The sequence below is a fragment of the Paenibacillus sp. Leaf72 genome (genome assembly GCF_001422685.1).
Classification (GTDB): Bacteria; Bacillota; Bacilli; order Paenibacillales; family Paenibacillaceae; genus Pristimantibacillus.
The window spans coordinates 294,405-307,812 of the sequence record NZ_LMLV01000012.1; the positions used below are offsets into that span (position 1 = coordinate 294,405).

Sequence of the window (13,408 nt, forward strand, 5' to 3'; positions counted from 1 at the left end):
GTTTCGACTCTTTTTCACCAAATTTCCTAACAGATATGAGCGAAAAAGCAGCGTCATGGGCCAGCCCATGTTCGCATATTTATCATAATATGCTACGATGGGCATAGGCATGTAGCTTCTAGCGGAGCTTCTGGCGAAGTCTCGGGACGAAGCCGGGTTAAATTGATGGAAAGAAGGAACGGAAATGATCATTATTAAGACCGAAGCGGAAATCAACCGCATGCATGAGGCGGGTAAAATATTGGCGGAATGCCACAGGCAAATTGCCAAGCTCATTCAGCCTGGCATCACGACGCATGAAATCGACCAGTTTGCGGAAAAGTTTATGAAGCAAAATGGCGCAACGCCGGAGCAAAAAGGCTATAACGGCTATCAATACGCGACCTGCGCTTCTACAAACGATATTATTTGCCACGGCTTCCCGAAGAAGGAGAAGCTCAAAGAAGGCGATATCGTGACCATCGACATGGTCGTCAACCTGAATGGCTGGCTTGCGGATTCCGCATGGTCTTATGCGGTTGGCGAAGTGAGTGATGAAGCGAAGCATTTGCTGGCGGTGACGGAAAAATCGCTGTATCTCGGCATCGAGCAAGCGCTGATCGGCAAGCGGATTGGCGATGTGTCTCACGCGATTCAGTCTTATGCTGAGGCGGAAGGCTTCTCGGTCGTGCGTGATTTTATCGGCCATGGAATTGGGAAGGACATGCATGAAGACCCGCAGGTGCCTCACTATGGACCACCGGATAAAGGGCCAAGAATTAAAGAGGGCATGGTATTCACGATTGAGCCGATGCTGAATGCAGGCACGTATTTCAGCAAGCTGGATTCCGATGGATGGACGGCGCGGACACGCGACGGAAGGCTGTCGGCCCAGTACGAGCATACGATTGCGATTACGAAGGATGGCCCGCTTATTTTGACCCAACAGTAGAACTTTACATGTATGTAACGCGAAGAGGGAGAAATCCCTCTTTTTTTTGCATGACAAAAATGGTTAATTCATCTAAAATAAATGGAATGATGGGAATGATCGTCCAAAAGCTCGACCTACATAACGTGATCATTACATGATTTTAGTCATTTTGGGGAGGGTATTCATTTGTTGAGATCGTCAGTCGTATGGAGAAATGCTCTATCTATTGCGGTTACTGTAGGCTTGGTCGCAATGCCCTTTACTGCAACAGCGGCATCTGAGAACAGCAGCACAGTAAAGCTGCGTATTATGGAAACGACCGATTTGCATGTGAACATGGTGAACTATGATTATTTTGCGGACAAGCCGACCGATGAGTACGGCTTTGCCAAAACAGCGACGCTCATCAAGCAGGCGCGCGAAGCGGCGACGAACAGCTTGCTTTTTGACAATGGCGATCTGATTCAGGGCAACCCGCTTGGCGATTACACGGCGGTTATCAATCCATTGAAGCAGGGCGAGACGCATCCGGTGTATAAAGCGATGAATTTGCTCGATTACGATGCTGGGAATTTGGGCAACCACGAATTCAACTATGGGCTGGATTTTCTGAATAAATCGCTGGCGGGGGCAGATTTTCCTTACGTCAATGCGAACATCTATGTGGATGATAAAGATAAAGACGAGTCAAACGATAAAAATCTGTTCACGCCTTATTTGATTTTGGACAAGGAAGTGAAGGATGAGAGCGGCGCCACACATAAGCTCAAGGTGGGCGTTATCGGCTTCGTTCCGCCGCAGGTGATGCAGTGGGACAAGGCGAATCTCGAAGGCAAGGTCATTGCCAAGGATATTATCATAACGGCGGAGAAATTCGTTCCGGAGATGAAAGCGAAGGGCGCGGACATTATTGTAGCGATTCCCCATTCCGGCTTTGAGGATATTCCGCAGGCTGAAAATATGGAAAACTCCGTGCTGTATCTCAGCAAGGTCAAGGATATTAACGCAATTTTGTTTGGCCATGCCCACAAAGTATTCCCGGACAAGTCGTTCGAGGGCAAGCAGGGCGTTGATTTGGAAAAAGGAACGATTAACGGCGTGCCTTCCGTCGAGCCTGGCTTCTGGGGCAATAATCTCGGCATTATTGACCTTGATCTGTTGCTCACAGACGGCAAATGGTCGGTTGTGGACTCCAAGGTGGAGGTTAAGCCGATCTTTGATGCGGTGAACAAGCAGCCGCTCGTAGAAGCGGATCAAGCGGTGCTGGACGCCGTAGAAGATGACCATGAGCATACGCTCGATTACATTCGCGGCCCAGTAGGCAAGACGACGGCGCCTATCAATAGCTGGTTCGCGCTCGTACAGGATGATCCATCGATCCAAATCGTAACGAATGCGCAAAAATGGTACGTAGAAAAGCAAATGCAAGGCACGGAATACGAGGGTATTCCGGTATTATCCGCAGGAGCGCCGTTCAAGGCAGGCGGACGCCAAGGCCCGAACTACTACACAGATATTGCTGCAGGCGATATTGCGATCAAAAACGTAGCCGATCTGTATCTGTACTCCAACACCGTTAACGCTGTATTAGTAACAGGCGCCGAGCTGAAGGAATGGCTGGAATGGTCCGCTGGACAATTCAACCAAATCGATACCAAGTCGACAGCGAAGCAGGAACTGGTCAACCTGGATTTCCCGACCTACAACTTCGATGTCATTGACGGCGTAACGTACCAAATTGACGTGACACAGCCAGCCAAATACGATGCTAAAGGCACAACCGTTCATGAAAAATCGAGCCGGATCGTCAATCTGCAATTTGGCGGCAAAGCGATTGATCCAAAGCAGAAATTCATCGTAGCGTCGAATAACTACCGGGCATCGTCGAGCAAGTTTGCTAACCCGGATGGCAAGCGAATTGTTTTGGCATCGCCGGACGAGAACCGTCAGGTTGTCATTGATTACATTCGCTCCAACAAGACGATTAACCCTGCTGCCGACGGCAACTGGTCGCTTGCGGCGATCAAAGCGGACGTCAACGTTTCGTTCAAAACGTCGCCTGCTGCCAAGACGCTCGCGGATTCGCTCGATGCGCTGTCGTATGTAGGCCAAACCGATGATGGTTATGCGGAGTTCAAGATTAATTTGTCAGCTGGCGCGACAACGCCAACAACTCCAACAACGCCTACGAAGCCAACTGAGCCAGGCCCAACGAAGCCGACAACGCCAACAACACCAACAACACCAACAACACCGACGAAGCCTGCTCCGACGACGCCTACGAAGCCGGCGACCGGTACGACGCAGGATACGGTGTATATCGTGAAGAGCGGCGACACGCTGTACCGCATCGCGCTGAATCATGGCACGACATGGCAGAAGCTTGCCGCCTATAATAAGCTGGCGAACCCAAATCGCCTGTCTATCGGCCAGAAGATTTTGATTCCGGCAGCGCAATAAGCAGAGCTTAGTCTCGCTTGCCTGGGGGCTAGCCATTTGAGAAGAAACACCCTTTCGACATTCGTCCTTGCAGCCCCTGGGTTTCCACGGCTGTTTGGATGAATGCTCGAAGGGTGTTTTTTAATTGTACAAGGGAAGTCCGCTCAAAGTGGAGTCTGGTCTGGAGGACACAGATAACGTTATTTTGTCTAAATCGCAGGGTTTGCAGGTGTTCGCGGACACAGGAGCCGCTATTGGTTCCCAATTCCCTGTTTTAACGCCATGATCAAGGGATTAGCGGATTTCCTGTCCGCTCATATGCCAAAATCGCTCGAAACGCTCAAATAGCGGAATGTCAGTCCTCCAAGAAAAGAGAGAGAATCGTGTCCGTGTAGCTGACAATAATCGGAGCCTCTACGGTAGGGATATATGACTATAATCATTTTAATCATCTTGATTTTCTCCCTAAGGGGGAGTTGAATCCAAGCGCTGCCGTTTCTCCAGATGGCCAATGTAAAATTCGGACTTATTACTATAATGGGCTATTTTATAGAACGGCGCGAGCCGAAGCTGTGGATATAGAGAGTGGGAAGAGCAAGACTATCTACTTTAATGATTATGATCGCAGTCCGGCTGTTCAGTGGATAGGCAATAGTGTGGTGAAAATTGGCAGAGAAACGTTAGATGTTTCGAAAAATGAGGTTTTTGACTTTCGCGATAATTTGCAAGCAAGTAAAACGCTGCCCCCGCAAGGAGGAATATAGCGCTTTGAGGCGCGCTGAAAAACAGATGATCTAGAGCTAGATAGCTCTAAATCATCTGTTTTTTGTGGAGTGGCTATGCCCGTGGGGCTGGACTAGCTCGTCGTTGTGAATGAAAAATGCTTATTCATATTGTTGTCATCCGTCCATTGGATGGCGTCGGCGCCATTGTCGGAGGAGCCGCCCGTAATGTAAAGCACTTTGCGGCTTTTGACGTTCATGATTTTGAAATAACCGCTTCCGGCGCTTAAAATGCGGAATTGCTGATTGAGCCCGCCGTTGCTCGTATATTGAATGACAGTAGCGCCATCAGCAACCGAGCTGCTGGTAATATCCATGACTTTGCCGCTGTTGCGGTTCTTGATCGTGTAATAGCGTCCTCCAACGTCAGTGAACTGCCAGTGCTGGCTTGTCCAACCGCCATCGGTGTATTGCTCGATCTGCACGCCGTCCGTCGTGCCGCCGCTAGTGACGCCAAGGAGCTTGCTGCTGGCGCGATTCGCGATTTTGTACCAGGACGTTGTATTGACAGGCGGCGCTACAGTACCGGTGGCGCTGCCTGTCGCCGCATCAATCGTAAGCTGGTCGGCCCAGTCCAGCGTCATGGTAGTAGACGAAGGGAAGGTAATTGGCAGCCACACATACTCTGAGGTGTTGACCGCACCGCCCCAAGCGCCGGCCCAGCGGTCGCCCATGTAAAGAAACGAAGTAGTGGATGAGCCCTCAATAGGCAGCACATACGTAGATTGCGAGTTGTAAGTATTGCCATTGCCAACGTTCGTCAGGCCGCTCCAAGTACCGGAAATACTGCTGGCCGTCGCATATTTCGCCTGGTTCGGCGCCCAGCCAGTCGCTCCGGAGGTGACGAGGAAGTAGGTGCTGCCCCGCTTGAACATGGCAGGCGCTTCGCGGTATTGGCCAACCCACAGAGTGGAGACGAGCGAATCGACGCCAAGGAAGTCGGAGGTCAGGCGATAAATATTTAAATCGGCGTTGACGCGGGTAGCGGAGATGAGATAGGCGGTGCCATTGTCGTTGTAGACCGTCATATCACGGGAATCGTAGTTCAGCGGACGGAAGCTGCCGTGATACGTATAGGGGCCTTCAATGTTGGTGGAGGAAGCGACAGCGACCTGTGCATCGCCGTAGTCTACGCCGTTTTCCTTATGCATCCACATCACATATTTATTCGTAGCCGCATTATAGATGACTTTGGGGCGCTCAATGTTGGCGGTTGCCAGCTCAGGCGACGAGGTTTTGCTGAGAACATTGGCACGAAGCTCCCAGTTTTTCAGATCTGCTGAGCGATAGACGGAAACGTAATTGACGCCGTCGCGATTTTCGCCAAACCAGTAATAATAGCTGCCTGATTTGAGAATTCCGCCTCCATGAGCTTGAATCGGGTTGCCAGCGGTGTCTTTGAACTGAATGCCATTGTCGAACGTTACAGGAGCAGCGGCCGCAGGAACGGTCATAAGAGTAAGAGCCAAAGCGACGGTGAGCACATACGCGAGCAAAAGCCGGGACTTGCTTTTCATCATAAAAAACCTCCTTGGAATGTGATGAGGCAATCGCAAGCATCGGCGTAAGCATGGACCGCATAGCTGCTCGGAGCCCGGCTTAGGCTTAACTCGGGTTGTGGGGTTGAGTAGGCGAATAACGAGAAAAAAGTAAGCGCTTGCAAATAAGATTGTACAACGACGATGAGGGAAAAGCATCCTATTATTTTTACTTATTTTGGTGGGTAAGCAGTGTATGGAGGGGCATCGCGGCATTTGACGTGAAACCGCTATCGCGGTACGCTAAAAGCAAAATAAAGCCGCCATGCGGTACGGCGATGATTGAGGCGGACAGGGGAGCAGAAGGATGGGAAACAGCCGCGCGAATTGGCGCAATGTCGGGATTTTCGCTCATGTCGATGCAGGCAAAACGACGACGACGGAGCATATGCTGTATGTCAGCGGACGCACGCGGACGCTAGGCAGTGTCGATACAGGAACGACGATAACGGATTCCATGGAGGTTGAGCGGGCAAGGGGCATTTCGGTACGGGCAGCGATGACCGCATTGGAGTGGTGCGGTACGCATGTGCAGCTGGTCGATACGCCAGGACACGTCGATTTTCTCTCGGAGGTGGAGCGTGCGCTGCGGGTAATGGATGGCGCTGTCCTGATCGTGTCCGCAGTGGAGGGCGTGCAGGCGCAGACGGAGCTGATCTGGAATGCTCTGCGCAAGCTGCGCATCCCTACGCTGATTTATATCAATAAAATGGACCGCGTCGGCGCTGATTGCGAAGCGGTGCTTGCTGATATCCGCAGCTATTTGACGGCGGATCTGCTCGCGGTGCAGCGTCCGCTCGGCAGCGAGCAGCAGTTCGCTGGCGCGGAGGATTTGTGGGCGGAGGGCGCGGATGCAGATGCGCGCACGGCGCTGCTTGAGGCGCTGGCGGAGCAGGATGAGCGCCTGCTGGAGCGGTATGTCAGCGGCGAGGAAGTGCCGCTGGCGGAGTGGCGTGCGGCAGCCGCCGCGAAGGCGCGCCGTGCGGAGGTTTATCCGGTGCTGTACGGCGCATCGAGCAAAGGCATTGGCGTGCAAGCGCTGCTGGACGCGATGATCGAATATTTGCCAGCGCCGGGCGGAGAGGCGGAAGCGCCGCCTTCAGGCATTGTTTTTAAGATTGAGCGTGACAAGGTGATGGGCAGGATGGCTTACATCCGGCTATATCAAGGGAAAATCCGCAATCGCGATGTCGTTCGCAATTTTACGCAGCAAATGGATGAGAAGGTGACGCAAATTCGCAAAATGGACGGCTTCCGCTCCGAGGACGCCGGAGAGCTTGCGGCTGGCGGCATTGCTGCCGTATGCGGCATGTCGCATGTGCGGATCGGCGATATTATCGGCAGCCCGGATGCCGTTCCCGAAGAGGCGCGGCTCGCTGTTCCGCTGCTGACCGTTCAAGCCCATTGGGGCGATGCCCAGCATTATCCGGCAATGGTACAGGCGCTTACGGAGCTGTCCGATGAGGACCCGCTGCTCAATGTGCAGTGGCTGCAGGACGAGCGGGAGCTGCATGTTAAAGTAATGGGCCCGATACAGCTGGAAATATTGACGAGTGTTATTGAGCAGCGGTATGGACTTGCGGTGCGCTTCGGTCAGCCATCTGTTATTTATAAGGAAACGCTTGAGGAAGTGGGGGAAGGGTATATTTCCTATTTAATGCCCAAGCCTTGCTGGGCGGTATTGCGGTTTCGGATGGGGCCGGGCGAGCGTGGAAGCGGGCTGCAATATGCTTCGGTAGTACGCTCCGAGGATTTGCTGCCGCAATACCAGAGCGAGGTGGCGCGGCGCGTGCCGGAGGCATTGGAGCAAGGGCTGTACGGCTGGGAGGTCGTTGACCTGAAAGTGACGCTGATTGAAGGGCAGCATCATGTGTGGCATACGCATCCGCTGGATTTTGCGGTGGCGACGCCAATGGGCATTATGAGTGGGCTCGCGTCGGTAGGCACCCGTCTGCTGGAGCCGATTCTCCAGTTCCGCATCGTCGTGCCCGAGGAGGCGGGAGGCCGGGTAATGAACGACCTGTCGTTAATGCGCGGCACATTCGGTGCACCCGTGCTGCATGGCGACAGAATGATTATCGAAGGGCGCGTACCCGCAGCGACTTCGCTGGAATACGCGGTGGAGCTCAGCTCGCTGACGAAAGGACGCGGGACGATTGCCACCTTTTTCGCTGGCTATGAGCCCTGCCCGCTTGATGTGAAAGCCGAGCGCCAGCGGCGCGGTGTCAATCCGTTGGATCAGTCAAAATATATTTTGAGCGTGCGCAAGGCGCTGCAAAATTAGATACGCTAGAGCTGATCAAATTAAGGATTCAGATTATGGGTTCAGATTAAGGATTCAGATATCGTGCCGATGGACTGCTCTCTGCTCTTCGTTTCAGAGGGATGCAACCTGCACAATGATAGTCTTGGCGGACACAGCAGCAGCTATTTCAACCAAATCAAGGGTTTGGGCACAGTCTGCGGACTCAGGAGCCGTTAATTCGCTGCAAATGGCCATTTAGCTGGGGTGAAGAGGGTAATAACGGATTTCCTGTCCGCTTACGGCCCGAAATCGTATCAAAAGCCAGAATAGCGGAACCTCAGTCCTCCAAAAAAGGAGTGAGCATCCTAAGCTGTGGGCAAGTTGTGTACCAACGCGTACCATCTGGGTACCAACAGCGTACCAACGACGACCAAGTTGCGTACCAATCGGTTACCAAGTGCGTACCAAGTGCGTACAAGTGCGTACAAGTGCGTACAAGTGCGTACAAGTGCGTACAAGTGCGTACAAGTGCGTACAAGTGCGTACAAGTGCGTACAAGTGCGTACCAACAGCGTACCAACGACGACCAAGTTGCGTACCAATCGGTTACCAAGTGCGTACAAGTGCGTACCAACAGCGTACAAGCTACGAGATCCCAGCAACCGTGTTCTCAGCAGCATTGGCATCTTGTGGCTTCCTGGCCATGATCGTCAGATGACATTGGCATCGAAAAAGCGCAAAGCAAGGCGCAGCAGGCCGACTCCGGTATATGCACGCCCCTAGCGCCACATGATGAACAGCAAAGACAATATAGACAGCAGAATCGACGTTATGGTCATGGCGAGCAACGGGCGAAGCGCGCGGGAGCGCAGCTCCCTCAAGTTGACGTTCAGCCCTAGCCCGACCATAGCCATCGTCAACAGGATGGTTGTAATCGTGGGAAGGCTGCCTAAGGTCCGAGCGGAAAGTTCCAGCGTCGTGCCTGCAGTCATACTCCCGAACAAGCTGAGGGCGATGAAGCCGAGCAAAAACCATGGGAATTCAGGCTGGGCCTTCATCTCTTGGGCGCTAGCCCCCATCCCGCGGTGGCGGCGGTTCATAATTGCCATCAGTATGAAGCTGACGGGAACGAGCAAAAACACGCGGCTCAGCTTCGCCAGCAGCGCCAGGGCGACAGCATCTTGCCCGGCCGGCTCTGCGGCAAGCGCCACATGGGCAATTTCATGCAGGCTGATGCCTGCCCAAATGCCGTATTGCTCTGCAGTCAGCGGCAGCAGCGGCTGGAGGGCGGTGTAAGCGAGTGCGGCAATCGTGCCGACCAACGCAACGAGCCCGACGCTTGCGGCTGTGTCCTCGCCGCGAGCTTTAAGAATCGGCGATACAGCCGCAATGGCTGCCGCGCCGCAGATGCCTGTGCCGATTCCGAGCAATAGCGACAGCGGCATATCGGCTTTGAGCTTGCGGGCGACAAGCAGGGTGAAGAGGGTGGAGAAGAGAATGGTGGCTGCGGCTTGCAGCAGCAATCCGGTCCCCTGCTCCAGCAAAACGTTCATATTCAGCTTGAGCCCAAACAATATAATCGCAAGCCGCAGCAGCTGCTTGGAGGAAAATTGGATGCCAGCGCGGAGAATAGCCGGATATCTAACGACTTGGCGAAAAAGCACAGCAGCGATTAAGGCAATCGCCATAGGCCCTATGCGGCTGAAGCCGGGAAGCATGGCGAGCGCATAAGCAGCGGAGGCAAAAGCAGCTGTCAGCGCAACCCCGCCCAGCCAAGCCGCAGCATGCCCCTTGGCAAGCCTGCTTAACGCTCCCTGCGGCTCCGTCTTTTCCGAAGAGGGCTGCCTCATCATCATCGCGTTTATTTCTGCTTTCATAGCTGTCACCTCATTCTCATCCTGTAAGCGAAAAGCCCGCTGCTACTGCTACTGCTTCCGACGCCGATGCCGCCAATAGCGGGTGCATGCTTCCTGCTTGTTTTATAAATTAAGCATAAGGGATGGCTTACGATAAGAAAAATAAATTGTTACGATTATAATCATAACTAAATACTTATGGTATTTTCATAAATAGAAAAGACAACAGATGGAGAGAGAGGAGCGTGTTTAAACGATGGATCAATCCCTGCTCGTTTTTATTGCGGTTGCTGAGGAACGGAGCTTCACTCGCGCAGCGGAAGCGCTGCATATGACGCAGCCAGCAGTCAGTCAGCATATTCAGTCGCTGGAGGCGGATTTAGGCACCAAGCTGCTGGATCGCAGCAGCAAGTACGTCCGATTGAATAAAGCGGGTGACATCGTGTATCGCCATGCGAAGGAAATCAGCGGATTGCATGCGAAAATGCAAAGTCTGCTGGGTGACCTGCTTCACACGGCAAGCGGCGCGCTGTCGATCGGCGCAAGCTTCACCTTTGGCGAGTATGTGCTGCCGCATATGATAGCCTGTTTGCGGGTGCGGTATCCGCTTATTACGCCCACAATTACAATCGGCAACACGAAGGACATTGCGGCGCTCGTTGCAGCCCGCCAGCTGGATATTGGAATCGTAGAGGGTGCGGTGCCGGAGCAGGACAAGCTGCAATGCGAGCCTTTTGCCAAAGATGCGATGTATGTCGTTGTTGGCGCCAGGCATCCTTACGCGCGGCAGCATGATATAGAGGCTGAGGCGCTGCTGGGCGAGCATTGGATTATGCGGGAGGAAGGCTCGGGAACGCGGACGGCAATGGAAAAAATGTTCGAGCAATACAATATTCGGCCGCTTAACCCTATGGCGTTTGGCAGCACGCAAATTATTAAGGAGTCTGTGGAGGCGGGGCTCGGCATCTCTTTACTGTCAGAGTGGGCTGTGCGCAAAGAAATTTCGCTCGGGACGCTGAATAGGCTGACCATCGATGGCCAGCCTGTTCAGCGAGATTTTTCGATAATTACGCTGCGCGATTCATTTCATACGAAAGCGGCGGAGCTATTCATTGAAATGGTGCGTGCCCGCGAAGGCATGCCGCAGCAGCCGAATTAGGAATATCCGGGTTCAGTAGCTATAGGGCTACATTCTCTTATGAAAAATAGTCCCTGCCACCCGGCCCATAACCGGCTGCGCTGCTACAGGCGTACACTATGGCGAGTTCCTCCGAATTTATCGGCTAACTCAGCCGGTAAAGCGCGAATGGCTCGCCATGCTTAAATCGCAGGCTGATTTCATTCAGCCGCTCCATGACGGCCGGCTCAGGCTGAAGGCTGGCTGAAGCCAGATTGGCCTCCAGCTGCGCTGTGCTCGTCGCGCCGACGATAACGCTTGCCACGGCGGGCTGCTGCATAAGCCAGTGCAGGGCAAGCACAGCTGGCGTGCAGCCAGCTTCAGCCGCAAGCTCGCCGACTTGGCGGCTGAGCGTGAAGCCTTCGCCGGTGAAGAAGCGGGCGAAGTCCGGATTTTTGTCCAAGCGCGACCCTTCCGGCGCGCTTTGCTGCTCGCTGTATTTTCCGGTCAGCAGGCCGCCGGCAAGCGGAAAATAAGGGATAATGCCGACGCCTTGGTCGAGGCATAGCGGCGTAATGTCGCGCTCCGGCGTCCGGTCGGCGAGCGAATAGCTGGTCTGAATCGACACATAGCGATTCAGGCCAAGGCGGTCGCTGATGCCGAGTGCCTTCATCAGCTCCCAGGCCGCATAGTTCGATGCGCCGATGTACCGGACTTTGCCGGCGCGCACCATATCATCGAGCGCCCGCAGCGTTTCTTCCAGCGGCGTCTCCGGATCGAAGGTGTGGATTTGGTATAAATCCACATAATCCGTCTGCAGCCGTCGCAAGCTTTGCTCCAACTCCAGCTGCAAATGATAGCGGGACGAGCCGCGCTCATTCGCACCGCTGCCGCGCGGCAGCCCGGCTTTGGTGGCAATGACGGCCTCATGCCTCCGTCCTTTAAGCGCTTCGCCGATAATCGTCTCGGATGCGGTGCCCGAGTAAATATTGGCAGTATCCAGAAAGTTAATCCCACTGCCAAGCGCAGCATGTATAATGGAAATAGAGCTTTGCTTATCCGCCCGCGAGCCGAAGGAATTAGTTCCAAGGCCAAGAGAGGATGCTTTCAGTCCACTAGTGCCAAGACGTTTATAGATCATAAGCTAAAGTCACTCCGTTCAACATTTAATTGGTTCCTTTAGGCAGTAGCTTGCTCTTCTGCTGCTCCAAGGCGATCTTTTTAAATACAATAATTTAAAAGTTCTTTAAAAATACGATTTTATTTCACTATAGCATAAGAATGCGGGGGACGACGATGCAAAGAGTGATAGCGCGGGCACAGCTGCTTGCAGATGAAGAAATGAAAGCGCTCGCTTCTGTAGAACGCTTGAGAGAGCAGCTGCTTCCTTGGATTGAGCAGGGCAAGTTTATGACAGCTGCTTTATTTAAATGGGAGCGTAATCTTTTCTTATACGTAGAGAGTCTGATCGATGAACCGCCAGCGCCCGAGGAGCTCATGCGTGATTTGAGCCGTTACTTGGAGCCATGGCCGGGCCAGGCTGAGAAGCGCTTATGGATTCCGATGATTGATGTTTTTCATTTCAATGCGCCAGCAAGCCCGGAGCATTGGCGGCGCAAGGAAGCGGTGGAGCGGCGTGTCGGGCGCGTGGCGCATTTGAAGCCGGAGATGGTGGCGAGCTACATTTATTATCACTACCAGCTGCAGGAGGAGCATGCATTTCATGGACCCAAATATGAAATCATCGCGCTGCACGAAAATTTGCTATTCGGTTATCAGGAGTTTCCAGCTATCGTGGAGGAGCCGGTGCTGCCGCGCAAGCTGAAGACAAACGGAACGCCTGCGGACTGGAGCGAATCGCGAATGGATTTGCATTTTCAGCCATGGCCCGATGGTCATTTGTATTTCAAGCCGGTGGAAACTTGGTTTGCTTTGGGTGAATAAGGAACAAACTGACAAAATTCATCATAATTTTATGAAAAATGATTAGTTAGAATTAAGGGAATCTTAAGATAAATCATGTATAGTAAAGGTACAAGCTGTTTAGGCAGCATTCGAAGCCGGGAGGGGACCTGTTATGCGTGAGCCAGTCACTTATTCCGTAGTCATTCCTGTGTATAATGATGAGCAAATGCTTTACGACACCTACAAGCGGCTAAAACGAATTATTCCGCCTATTGGCGAGAATTACGAATTGATTTTTGTAAATGATAACAGCACCGACCGCTCAGCAGATATGCTTCGAGTCTTTTGTGCAGCCGATATTCGGGTACGTGCGATCCATTTCGCCACCAGCTTTGGCTATGAGGCGGCTGTTGCAGCAGGAGCCGATCATGCCTCTGGCGAACAGAAGATCGTCATGGAGGTATCTGACCGCTTCCGCAGCGTTAGTGCAGGATTGCAAGGGGCTTCTCCGTTTTATGTTGTACGGGCTAAGGAAGGCTTTACCCATTCCCCGCTTTGGGATTTTGCTTCGGAGAGTGCCGCATGCTAATAAATAGAACAGCTGGATGGTTTT

Annotated in this window: 11 protein-coding genes; 8 read left to right on the top strand and 3 right to left on the bottom strand. The window is 53.0% G+C overall.

Going from position 1 to position 13,408, the window contains the following annotated elements; all coding sequences use genetic code 11:
- Positions 1-184 precede the first annotated feature (184 nt).
- From map to ASF12_RS16060, 4 genes are all read left to right on the top strand, one after another.
- Positions 185-931 (top strand): type I methionyl aminopeptidase, encoded by a 747-nt coding sequence (gene map, locus ASF12_RS16050; protein ID WP_056036524.1) that lies wholly within the window; start codon positions 185-187, stop codon positions 929-931.
- A 234-nt stretch (positions 932-1,165) separates the two neighbouring features.
- Positions 1,166-3,373: a bifunctional 2',3'-cyclic-nucleotide 2'-phosphodiesterase/3'-nucleotidase gene (locus ASF12_RS16055; protein WP_081418868.1), complete on the top strand. Its 2,208-nt coding sequence runs from the start codon at positions 1,166-1,168 to the stop codon at positions 3,371-3,373.
- A 124-nt stretch (positions 3,374-3,497) separates the two neighbouring features.
- On the top strand, positions 3,498-3,638 hold the full coding sequence (locus tag ASF12_RS34520) for a hypothetical protein (protein WP_155973193.1): 141 nt from the start codon (positions 3,498-3,500) through the stop codon (positions 3,636-3,638).
- A gap of 118 nt (positions 3,639-3,756) precedes the next feature.
- Positions 3,757-4,116: a DUF5412 family protein gene (locus ASF12_RS16060; RefSeq protein ID WP_268795443.1), complete on the top strand. Its 360-nt coding sequence runs from the start codon at positions 3,757-3,759 to the stop codon at positions 4,114-4,116.
- Positions 4,117-4,208: 92 nt separating this feature from the next.
- Here ASF12_RS16060 and ASF12_RS16065 read toward each other — a convergent pair whose 3' ends face one another.
- Positions 4,209-5,651: an RICIN domain-containing protein gene (locus ASF12_RS16065; RefSeq protein ID WP_442952535.1), complete on the bottom strand. Its 1,443-nt coding sequence runs from the start codon at positions 5,649-5,651 to the stop codon at positions 4,209-4,211.
- A gap of 328 nt (positions 5,652-5,979) precedes the next feature.
- Between ASF12_RS16065 and ASF12_RS16070 the strand changes: the two genes are divergently transcribed.
- Positions 5,980-7,956: a GTP-binding protein gene (locus tag ASF12_RS16070; RefSeq protein ID WP_056036530.1), complete on the top strand. Its 1,977-nt coding sequence runs from the start codon at positions 5,980-5,982 to the stop codon at positions 7,954-7,956.
- 740 nt (positions 7,957-8,696) lie between these two features.
- Here the strand turns inward: ASF12_RS16070 and ASF12_RS16075 are convergent.
- Positions 8,697-9,794, bottom strand: a complete 1,098-nt coding sequence (locus tag ASF12_RS16075) for a YeiH family protein (RefSeq protein ID WP_155973224.1) — start codon at positions 9,792-9,794, stop codon at positions 8,697-8,699.
- A 235-nt stretch (positions 9,795-10,029) separates the two neighbouring features.
- On the opposite strand from ASF12_RS16075, the gene ASF12_RS16080 reads away from it, so the two are divergent.
- On the top strand, positions 10,030-10,932 hold the full coding sequence (locus tag ASF12_RS16080; protein WP_056036532.1) for a LysR family transcriptional regulator: 903 nt from the start codon (positions 10,030-10,032) through the stop codon (positions 10,930-10,932).
- 124 nt (positions 10,933-11,056) lie between these two features.
- On the opposite strand, the gene ASF12_RS16085 is transcribed toward ASF12_RS16080, so the two are convergent.
- The gene (locus ASF12_RS16085; protein ID WP_056036533.1) at positions 11,057-12,031 is read right to left on the bottom strand and encodes an aldo/keto reductase; all 975 of its coding nucleotides are present in this window, start codon (positions 12,029-12,031) and stop codon (positions 11,057-11,059) included.
- Positions 12,032-12,186: 155 nt separating this feature from the next.
- On the opposite strand from ASF12_RS16085, the gene ASF12_RS16090 reads away from it, so the two are divergent.
- Together ASF12_RS16090 and ASF12_RS16095 are read left to right on the top strand one after the other, a co-directional pair.
- Positions 12,187-12,834: a hypothetical protein gene (locus ASF12_RS16090; RefSeq protein ID WP_056036535.1), complete on the top strand. Its 648-nt coding sequence runs from the start codon at positions 12,187-12,189 to the stop codon at positions 12,832-12,834.
- 133 nt (positions 12,835-12,967) lie between these two features.
- On the top strand, positions 12,968-13,384 hold the full coding sequence (locus tag ASF12_RS16095) for a glycosyltransferase (protein WP_056036537.1): 417 nt from the start codon (positions 12,968-12,970) through the stop codon (positions 13,382-13,384).
- The last annotated feature ends 24 nt before the right edge of the window (positions 13,385-13,408 follow it).